At 66.7% G+C, this 7845-nt stretch carries 10 protein-coding genes and 2 pseudogenes; 8 read left to right on the forward strand and 4 right to left on the reverse strand.

Features of this window, described 5'->3' with window-relative positions; all coding sequences use genetic code 11:
* Window positions 1-160 precede the first annotated feature (160 nt).
* A complete protein-coding gene (locus ABZW30_RS05890) occupies window positions 161-466 on the reverse strand; it encodes a hypothetical protein (RefSeq protein WP_355669780.1) in 306 nt (101 codons plus the stop codon).
* A gap of 3 nt (window positions 467-469) precedes the next feature.
* On the reverse strand, window positions 470-871 hold the full coding sequence (locus tag ABZW30_RS05895; protein ID WP_355669781.1) for a hypothetical protein: 402 nt from the start codon (window positions 869-871) through the stop codon (window positions 470-472).
* A 273-nt stretch (window positions 872-1144) separates the two neighbouring features.
* On the opposite strand from ABZW30_RS05895, the pseudogene ABZW30_RS05900 reads away from it, so the two are divergent.
* The 3 genes and pseudogenes from ABZW30_RS05900 to ABZW30_RS05910 form a co-directional block, all read left to right on the forward strand.
* A pseudogene (locus tag ABZW30_RS05900) lies at window positions 1145-1399 on the forward strand (methyltransferase domain-containing protein); the annotation flags it as partial.
* Window positions 1400-1415: 16 nt separating this feature from the next.
* Window positions 1416-1667, forward strand: a complete 252-nt coding sequence (locus tag ABZW30_RS05905; protein WP_355669782.1) for a hypothetical protein — start codon at window positions 1416-1418, stop codon at window positions 1665-1667.
* Complete coding sequence (locus ABZW30_RS05910) at window positions 1655-1786, forward strand: hypothetical protein (protein ID WP_355669783.1); 132 nt, start codon at window positions 1655-1657, stop codon at window positions 1784-1786. Before ABZW30_RS05905 ends, ABZW30_RS05910 begins: the two co-directional genes overlap by 13 nt.
* A gap of 52 nt (window positions 1787-1838) precedes the next feature.
* Here the strand turns inward: ABZW30_RS05910 and ABZW30_RS05915 are convergent, their stop codons facing one another.
* Window positions 1839-2309, reverse strand: coding sequence for an NUDIX domain-containing protein (locus tag ABZW30_RS05915; RefSeq protein ID WP_355669784.1), 471 nt, complete (start codon window positions 2307-2309; stop codon window positions 1839-1841).
* A gap of 147 nt (window positions 2310-2456) precedes the next feature.
* On the opposite strand from ABZW30_RS05915, the gene ABZW30_RS05920 reads away from it, so the two are divergent.
* The gene (locus ABZW30_RS05920; RefSeq protein ID WP_355669785.1) at window positions 2457-3116 is read left to right on the forward strand and encodes an HAD family hydrolase; all 660 of its coding nucleotides are present in this window, start codon (window positions 2457-2459) and stop codon (window positions 3114-3116) included.
* Here ABZW30_RS05920 and ABZW30_RS05925 read toward each other — a convergent pair.
* Entirely contained in the window at window positions 3097-4371 is a 1275-nt protein-coding gene (locus ABZW30_RS05925) for a transcriptional regulator (protein ID WP_355669786.1), read from the reverse strand. The two genes, ABZW30_RS05920 and ABZW30_RS05925, sit on opposite strands and share 20 nt — an antisense overlap.
* Window positions 4372-4725: 354 nt before the next feature.
* On the opposite strand from ABZW30_RS05925, the gene ABZW30_RS05930 reads away from it, so the two are divergent.
* From ABZW30_RS05930 to ABZW30_RS05945, 4 genes and pseudogenes are all read left to right on the forward strand, one after another.
* Complete coding sequence (locus ABZW30_RS05930; RefSeq protein WP_355669787.1) at window positions 4726-5085, forward strand: hypothetical protein; 360 nt, start codon at window positions 4726-4728, stop codon at window positions 5083-5085.
* 5 nt (window positions 5086-5090) lie between these two features.
* Window positions 5091-6392, forward strand: a complete 1302-nt coding sequence (locus ABZW30_RS05935) for a radical SAM protein (protein ID WP_355669788.1) — start codon at window positions 5091-5093, stop codon at window positions 6390-6392.
* The gene (locus ABZW30_RS05940) at window positions 6389-7294 is read left to right on the forward strand and encodes a radical SAM protein (RefSeq protein ID WP_355669789.1); all 906 of its coding nucleotides are present in this window, start codon (window positions 6389-6391) and stop codon (window positions 7292-7294) included. Before ABZW30_RS05935 ends, ABZW30_RS05940 begins: the two co-directional genes overlap by 4 nt.
* 37 nt (window positions 7295-7331) lie before the next feature.
* Window positions 7332-7845: pseudogene (locus tag ABZW30_RS05945) on the forward strand (hypothetical protein); the annotation flags it as partial.

The following is a 7845-nucleotide window of genomic DNA, read 5'->3' on the forward strand; positions in this document are numbered from 1 at the left end:
GGGCTCTTTGTCCCATGTGATGCCGCCGTCGGGGGCGACGTTGAGCTTCGCGTTCTTGGCGTCGTCGAGGGCGTAGACCCAATGCCACTGACTTAACGGCGATCGCGAGCCGCTGACCTGTGGCGATGCTTCGGGCAGAGGGCCGTGGCAGAACGCAAAGTCACCGGCATTGGGCGTAGACCAGGTGGGCCTGGGCCTGCGCGAATTGTTCGGCGGCCTTGGCGAGCGCCTTGCCGACGAAGTCGAGTTCCTGCTTCGCGGACTGGAGTTCGGTGCCGAGGAACCGGATCCGGGCTTGGGCGTGGTCGGAGGCGGTGCCGGTCCAGTGCGAGTTGGCCAGCCGGTCGGTGACCTCGTGCTGCCAGTTCTCCACGTGCTGGCTGAAGGCCGAGTAGAGCTTGTCGAAGGCGTTCTTCGCGGTGGTGATGTTGTTGATGTTGGCGTCGTAGAGCGTCTTGATGTCCATCGCTTACTCGGCAGCCTTCGCGCTGGCGGGCTTCACGGGGCCCGGTACGACGGTCGTGCCGAAGGGGTCCGGTTCGTCCGGGATCGGTGCGGCTGGGTTCCGCATGCTCGTGTGGATGTCCTTCTCGACCTGGCGGTAGTAGGCGGCCGTCGTGGCGAGCTTGGTGCCGACATCGCCCATGTCGCCACCGAGCTTGTCCAACAGCGTCTTCCAGTTCGCGCCGCAGTCGTGCACTGCGGCACCCGTGAGCCAGCCCTGCAGGGCGCTCGACGCCTGGTTGCACGGCTCGGTGATCTTCGACGTCTCGCCCGGTATCAGGCCCCCGATGTGCTGGGCGCTCTGCCCGCAGCCGTCCAGCTCGGCCGGATTGACCTTGAACTCCAAGGCCAGATCAGGATCAGCCATGTCTTCTCCCCCCGATACTTCGGACCTGGATCGCCGCCAGGCCCGCATTCATCTGACAAATTGTTGTCGGATGGTAACTGATTGCTCACGGCCGTGATCGGCGACCGAAGCAGACATGAAGTGGCCGCGACCAGGGGATCCACCCGCACCATCAGTACCGCGCCTGATAGTTGGAGGAGAGTCGGCCACCGGTCACCATAGGGGAGCGGTCCGGGCTGACACCTGAGTACCCGTACTCAAATGAGGGGTCTGTACGGCCAGTAGCTCTGCCACATATCCGGTGGCAACGAAGCGTTCCACCTCGACGTTCGCCCGGGCAACAGGGTGCTGGAGGTCGGAGCCGGCGCGGGGTGGAACGCGAGCCTCCTGGCCCACCGCCTGGGCGGTCCCAACGTGGTGACCGTCGAGTACGACCCGGACGTCGCCCGCGGCGCCCGGAAGAACCTGGACCGGGCCGGACTTGAGTCGACCGTGGTCGAGGGCGACGGACGGCAGGGCTGGGCGAAGGGCGCTCCCTATGCTGGTACGAGCTGGACTGTCTCGCGTGACCCGCGACCCCATCGCGCCGGGCGACCCCCGGATGCGCGACTACACCGAGCCCCACATCACCACTCTCCTCGGAGAGTTGCACCGGCGCGGCCTGCCGCACGGGCTCCTCTGGGGCTCCGCCGCGGCCGGCGAGACGACCCTCGACGGCCGTATCCTGATCGGCTTCGGGAACGCGCCCGTGAGCACCCTGCTCAACCTCCTCCACCTACTCCGCGACCTGGAGCGGGACGAGGCGTGGCACCGGTGAAGTTCTTCGTCGGCGCGATCCTCGTCGCCCTGCTCGCCCTCGCGATCGCCACCGTGGCCCTCGGCGTCATCGCGACCCTCAGGATGCCCCGCCCCGAGGATCGCGACGAACAGCACTGAACGCGCGAAGGCCCTCGCCCACCCAGGGCGAGGGCTTCGCGGGCGCCCTCTGTCAGCCGAGATACGGGATCGCCCTGCGCTCCAGGAAGTGCTGAAGCCGGAGGCGCTGAGTGTGGTGCATCGGCAACCCTTCGATGTCGCTTGGAGCCACGAACTGAAGGTCGGTGGACTCGTCCGAGATGCTCAGTTCCCCGCCCGTGATGCGCGCGGTGAAGCAGACGTTGAACTGCTGTCGGACTTCGCCGTCCGAGTAGGCGATCACGTGTCGAGGGTCGGTGTACGTGCCGACGAGTCCGGTGATCTCGACATCGAGCCCGGTCTCCTCACGGACCTCCCGGACAGCCGTGCCCGGGAGTGATTCGCCGAGATCCATCGTTCCGCCCGGCAGTGCATACAGGCCGTTGTCGGTGCGTCGCTGGAGCAGGATGCGCCCTTCGGGATCCGTCACCACGGCGGACGCTGCTACGACCAGCCGGTTCGGCTTGGGCGCGTTGGGATCGTCGTAGAACTCCGTCCGTGCCACGTGATCAGCTCTCCTCCACCGGTAGTGCGGCGTTCCACGCTGCGCCGAAGGTCGCAGGTATCGAACTGCGCTGAAGTGTCAATCCAGGTAGGCCAAAGCGCCCCCTGGCCCCGAGCTGACCGCCGCGCATTGGCTAACCTGCGGAGCATGATTCGTGCGGTGGTATTCGACGTGGGCGAGTGTCTTGTTGACGAGACCCGGGAGTACGGAACGTGGGCGGACTGGCTGGGGGTGCCGCGGCACACCTTCGCGGCGATGTTCGGGGCGGTCATCGCGCAGGGGCGCGACTACCGTGAGACGTTCCAGGAGTTCCGGCCCGGGTTCGACCTGACCGAGGAGCGAGAGAAGCGCGCGGCTGCTGGCAAACCGGAGTGGTTCGGCGAGGATGACCTCTACCCGGACGTCCGACCCACCCTTGCTGCCCTGCGTGAAGCAGGGCTGTGGGTTGGCATCGCCGGGAACCAGACCGTGCGGGCCGGCGGTCTGCTGCGAGGGCTGGACCTTCCTTCCGACATGATCGCCACCAGTGACGACTGGGGGGCGTCAAAGCCTGACGTGAGGTTCTTCGAGCGCGTCATCGAGGCGACGCCTGCTGAGCCGGGCGAGATTCTGTACGTCGGTGACCGGCTCGACAACGACATCCGGCCTGCCGTGCAGGCGGGCCTCCTGACTGCTCTCATCCGGCGCGGCCCCTGGGGCACGATCCAGCAGCACGATCCGGACGCGGATGCGATCACGACGATGCGCATCGATTCGCTGACGGAACTGCCGGAAAAGATCACCAAGTTCAACGCTGAAGTGCGCTGACCGTCGTGCCCCAGTCGTAGAGGCGATCATCGAGGTTCCGGACGCACTGCTCGTTCTGCCAGGGGGCGAGCGTGCGCCGGACCTCGCGGATGCGATCCATACCTGTGGCGTACCAGGTGATGGCCAACTGATCGAGGGCCATGATGGCGTATCTGCACGCCTCCTCTGGCTTACCGTCCGCGGCTTCGACGGCAGCGAGGTCGCCAAGGACGACGGTGCGCTGTTTGTCCGACTCCGGTGGCAGACTGTCGAGTACGTCGTGGAGCGTCTGGCGAGCCTGCGGCAGGTGGCCGGCCTTCAACTGCGTGTTGCCTTTGAACGCGGACAGACGGACGGGGCTGAACCAGTCCATCCAGTCGGGAGTGGCATGTTCGGAGCCCGCGGAGAGTGTGTCCTCGGCCCGGTGGATCAAGCGGAGGGCTGCGTGAGGATCGCTGCAGCGGGTCTCACATTCCGCCTCTACGGCGTTCAGCCACGCCCAGAACTCCGCCGACGCCTGCCCGCGGCGAGCGTAGGTACGGGCGGCAAGCATGCGCTCGACGGCTGCTTCCCGGTCGTCCGCCCAGCCCGGGATGAAGGCCATGTGCGCAAGGATGGCCGCTCCGAGCAGCGGATCGTCTGCTTCTCCGGCTGCCTGTAGAGCCCGAAGGAGAGTCTCCGAAGCCTGCCCTGGCTGTTGCAGGTCGAAGAACTCGATGCGGCCGGCCAGCAGGTAGGACTCGGCCAGTGCGGCAGCGACGGTCTGACGGGCCGGGTTCGCCGTTTCCGGGAGGAGGGCGCAACCCAGACGGGCATGCTCCAGAATCGCCGGATGGAGCACGGCAGGGGCGACGGACCAGTACAGGTGCCGATGCGCGCGGGTGACAGTCTCAAAATCCGTGCCGACAGTCGCCGGCTGTGTTGCGGCTCCGCCTTGAGCGGGAACGGCAGCAAGCCTGGTTCCGGCCAGCGGTGCTCGCGGGGTGCTGCCGGTCGCGGTGCCGGGCTGGGTTTGTGTACTTCCCCACGGAGGTGTGAAGCCGAGGTCTTCCATGCTCTGCCCCAAGAGGTGGGTCAGGACCCGGTGTACATCGGGCTGCGGCCAGGGCGGTGAGGCGGACTCCCAGCGTCGGATCTGTCGGACGCCGACAGCCAGGCCTCTGATGCCGAGGCTTGGCGCCACCTTGGTGATGGCGTCGGCCAAGGCTTGCTGGGAGTTGTATCCGGCGGCCAGGCGGGCGGCCTTGAGCCTGATGTTGCCTGCAGGACGCGCCATGGAACTCCTCCGGGACGAGCTCTCGCCAGAGAGCGACATGCGATGTCCTCATGGTGGCGCAAAACTCGTCCATCAGTCAGCAACCACGCCCTAAATAGGTCCCCTTGATGACCTGTCAGAGTCCTCGAATAGGACTTCACGCGTCAGCATGATGTCACCACGTCACTGCGAAGCCACGTCTCACCGCGCTGCTGTGCACCGCAGAGCGGCGGGGCTGACGGTCGGGGGCCTGCACAACCCCGCGTCTGTCGTAGTGCTGCCAAGCGTCGCCCCGCCCACGCTTCCCGAGCGGGGCGGTACCCGCCGGTCTCCGGTGGTTGTTCCAGCCCATCCAGCACACAGGAAGGATCAGCCATGCCCCAAGCCAGGCGAGAGAAGAAGGACCACCTGATCTACGCGGACGTCGTGGACTCCAAGTCCAAGGCGGGCGTGTGGATGGGTGAGCGCGCCTCCTTCCAGGAGAAGCAGGGTCGCATCATCGAGGCGCTCAAGGAGCGCACCGACTGGGTCGACCTGAAGAACGCGATCATGGTCATCGGCGCCGACCCGGCCGGCATCACGGTCATCGCGCCGAACCCGACGCTGCCAGGTGTGATCGTCTTCGCCGACGGTGGCTCCCCGGCCACCTCCGCGAAGCTCCAGGCCGCCGCCGAGGAGAAGGTCCGCGAGGTCATGGGCGAACTCGGGATCGCCGAAGAGGAAACGGCGGCCTGACCACCATGGCCGTCCCCCGGATGCTGTGGGGGAAGTACTTCCAGTACGAGCGGGACGGGGAAGCGGTTCTCCTCGATCCGGTCGCGCTGGACAGTGTGTTCATCGACTCCGGCGAGGTTCGTGACCTCGCCGGGGTCCCCCCAACCGCGACCCATGACGCCCTCGCAGGGCTCGGCTTCACCCCCGGCGGCCCCGTGGTCGACCGGCGCGAAGCACTCCGTGACCGTCTTCGACTCCTCGGCCTCGACGCCAGCCCCTGCCGCATCAGCGGTCTGCGCGTGGTCCTCACCGACCGCTGCAACATGGCCTGCACCTACTGCTTCGTGGACACCAACACCGGCAAGCCGGACATGACGAAGGAAGAGCTTTCAGAAGGGCTGCAGTTCCTGTTCGAGCAGAACGCCGGGCAGGAAGAGGTGTCCATCCAGTGGTTCGGCGGTGAGCCGACAATCCGCTTCGACCTCATGCAGTACGGCGACCAGCTCGCCGACACCCTTGCCGAACGCTATGACGTGGCCGGGGTACGACGCACGGTCGTCACCAACGGTGCCCGTCTGACCGATGATGCCCTAGACCATTTCGTCGCCTATGAGTACGGAGTCGGTATCTCCATCGATGGCCCTCCGGGCATCAACTCCGCGCACCGGCTTCTGCTCGGCGGTCAGTCCGCAGACGACCGGATTTGCCGCAATGTCACCCGGTTCGTCGAGGCCGATGGGCTGCACGTGGGCTGCAATCTCACCCCGACCGCCGCGAACATCGGACGCCTCGCCGAGACCGTTCGGTGGATCATCGATGGCCTCGGGCTGAAGTTCATCTACGTCAACACGCCCATCCCGACCGCGGGCCGCTGGCAAGTCAACGGCGCCGACCTGGCGCGCGAGTTGTACGAGGCCCGGCTGACGGCCCTGGCACGCGGCGGGATGCTGTTCTCCGTCCTGGACCGCGCCTTCCAGGCGCTGGACACCCGCCGGCCGATGCTGTTCGACCACATGCAGGGCGACCGCAGTCTGAACGCCGCCCTGCTGCCCGGCAACCGGGTCAGCCTGTGCGACATCAACTTCACCGAGCCGTTGTTCCTGCGCACCCTCGATGAGCTGCGAGCCGATCCGGACAGCCTGACCGGTGTGGCGAAGAAGGTCGCTCCCATCCACGAGTGCGGGAACTGCCCGGCGCTCGCGATCTGTGGCGGCCCGTCCCGCAACGAGCAGGCCCTCATCGGTGGTGATACCCCGGACCCCGAGATGTGCGCGTTCTACACGAGCACCGTGGAGATCGCCGTGTGGGACAACACGGGGGTGCAATGAGCGCCCACGTTCGCACGGCGCTGATCTCCACGGCAGGGCACTGCGAGGTAGCCTGCGGGTTCTGCTTCCGCGCAGACCGCGCTCACGGCTTCCTCGACACCGCGACCTACGCCCGCACCCTGTCCCGGTTGAAGGAGATGGGCGTGGACGGGGTGTGCCTGACCGGCGGCGAACCGACCCACCACCCGCACCTCAGGCAGCTCGTACGGCTGGCCCACCAGTTCGGTATGTCGGTGTCGATGGTGACCTCAGCTCGGACCGTGGCCGAGGTCGTTACTCTCGCCACGGTGGCGCATCTGTTGGCCAACGTGACCGTCTCCGCCGACTCGCAAGGCGCGATGCTGCTGGGACGCACTACCCGCACAGCTGCTTCGGGCATCGACACGCTGCGAACGATCAGCACCGAGACGAAGATCCTGCACGTCACCTGTTGGGGCCTGAGCGACAGCGAGTGCCGGGATCTGGCCAGCCTCGCATCCGGCGCGGGAGTGGAGGTCCAGTTCAGCCCGGTGGTCCTCGACGAGCGTGCCCTGCGCCGCGACGGCAAGTCGGTGCAGGACTATCTGGTCCAGCAACATCTCGACGTCGACGTGCTGGGCCGCTACTTCGATCTGTCCGACCGGTACCGGGAGTACCTCGGCGAGCTGCGGGATCTCCAGCTGCCAGCTGCAGGGGGCGAGCGCCGGTCGTGCCGGTCGGCGACCGCGTACGTGTCCGCTGACGGCCGCATGCGGCGCTGTCCCTATGGTCAAGCGTCGGTCAGCGTCCACGCGCCCCGTGCCGAGATCAGACAGTTCCTGACCGTTCCGGCGCAGGACCGGGTGACCCCGGACTGCGCTGCCATCTGCCGCTCTTCCGCTGCGTCCGACGAACGCAGTACGTCGTGTGCCGTGCAGGCGTGAGGGCGGGCTGCCGGCACACGACTCCATGGACTGCCCCATGACGATCACAACGCCCGACGACTTCACCCATCGATGGCGGCAGCCACCGAATTTCCTGCTGGACGTCACTCTCGACTACACGTTCAGGCCCGCGATCGACGTGCTGGACCACGTTCGCAAGGACGAGGAGGTCCGGTTCACCATCCTCGGGGACGATGACTGGCAGGTGCGCATGGACCGTACCGCCGCCTTCCGCGCCGCCCCTCTCGAAGAGATCGTCACCTGGCCCTTCCGACTGGTCCACTTCAACCTCAGTCACTTCTATGACCCCCTCCTGAGCGGCTTTCAGGAGGGGGTCATGATTCCCTGGCGCACCCACCTGTCTGCCCGGGGCTTCACCTGGCAGCGACTGGCGCCCATCCTGTTCCTGTCCACCAAGGGTGCGTCCTCGACGTACCACAATGACAACTCGCACGGACTGACACGAAGAAAAGGCAGAACCTGCAGCTCACGGCTTGATCGAGGTCGGGGGTCAGATGGGGTCGAAGCGGACAGTCAGTCCGAGGGCGTTG

The sequence above is a fragment of the Kitasatospora sp. NPDC004669 genome, assembly GCF_040609455.1.
In the GTDB taxonomy this organism is placed as follows: Bacteria; Actinomycetota; Actinomycetes; order Streptomycetales; family Streptomycetaceae; genus Kitasatospora.

Coding starts and splice junctions, on each gene's coding strand:
- ABZW30_RS05890 (WP_355669780.1), bottom strand. CDS start 466: ATGGACATCAAGACGCTCTACGACGCCAACATCAACAACATCACCACC.
- ABZW30_RS05895 (WP_355669781.1), bottom strand. CDS start 871: ATGGCTGATCCTGATCTGGCCTTGGAGTTCAAGGTCAATCCGGCCGAG.
- ABZW30_RS05920 (WP_355669785.1), top strand. CDS start 2,457: ATGATTCGTGCGGTGGTATTCGACGTGGGCGAGTGTCTTGTTGACGAG.
- ABZW30_RS05925 (WP_355669786.1), bottom strand. CDS start 4,371: ATGGCGCGTCCTGCAGGCAACATCAGGCTCAAGGCCGCCCGCCTGGCC.
- ABZW30_RS05930 (WP_355669787.1), top strand. CDS start 4,726: ATGCCCCAAGCCAGGCGAGAGAAGAAGGACCACCTGATCTACGCGGAC.
- ABZW30_RS05935 (WP_355669788.1), top strand. CDS start 5,091: ATGGCCGTCCCCCGGATGCTGTGGGGGAAGTACTTCCAGTACGAGCGG.
- ABZW30_RS05940 (WP_355669789.1), top strand. CDS start 6,389: ATGAGCGCCCACGTTCGCACGGCGCTGATCTCCACGGCAGGGCACTGC.